Origin of the sequence: Streptosporangium vulgare, assembly GCF_042428775.1 — a bacterium.
Lineage (GTDB): Bacteria > Actinomycetota > Actinomycetes > Streptosporangiales > Streptosporangiaceae > Streptosporangium > Streptosporangium vulgare.
On record NZ_JBHMBS010000179.1, the window covers coordinates 1 to 545 of the forward strand.

Here is a 545-nt window from a genome sequence, read left to right on the forward strand (position 1 = left end):
AAGGATTGATAGTAAGTATATTATGGCGATAATAATATGGCTTTATTTTCTGTCAGGAGGGTATATTCAATGGTTTGTATTAAGTAAGCGCATTATAAACAAATAAATTAAGTTAATTGCTCTTATTATTATATGTAACCTGGGCATTGATATCCCGTATGCCACAGACCCGGCAGGTAACCGCCTGCCCGACCCGGAGCTGCACCCGGACAGCGCCCTCAGCATGTGGCCGGATAACCGTATCGCCCGTGACGCGCACTATCTTTACCGGTATGACCGTCACGGCAGGCTGACAGAGAAAACCGACCTCATCCCGGAAGGGGTTATCCGCACGGATGATGAGCGGACTCACCGGTACCATTACGACAGTCAGCACCGGCTGGTGCACTACACGCGGACACAATATGAAGAGCCGCTGGTCGAAAGTCGCTATCTTTACGACCCGCTGGGCCGCAGGGTGGCAAAACGGGTGTGGCGGCGTGAACGGGACCTGACGGGCTGGATGTCGCTGTCACGGAAACCGCAAGTGACCTGGTACGGCTGGG

Annotated in this window: 2 pseudogenes; both read left to right on the forward strand. The window is 52.7% G+C overall.

Annotated features, from left to right (window positions below):
- Positions 1–106, forward strand: a pseudogene (gene ybfB / locus ACFFRH_RS45005) (protein YbfB); the annotation flags it as partial.
- 30 nt (positions 107–136) lie between these two features.
- Positions 137–545: pseudogene (locus ACFFRH_RS45010) on the forward strand (hypothetical protein); the annotation flags it as partial.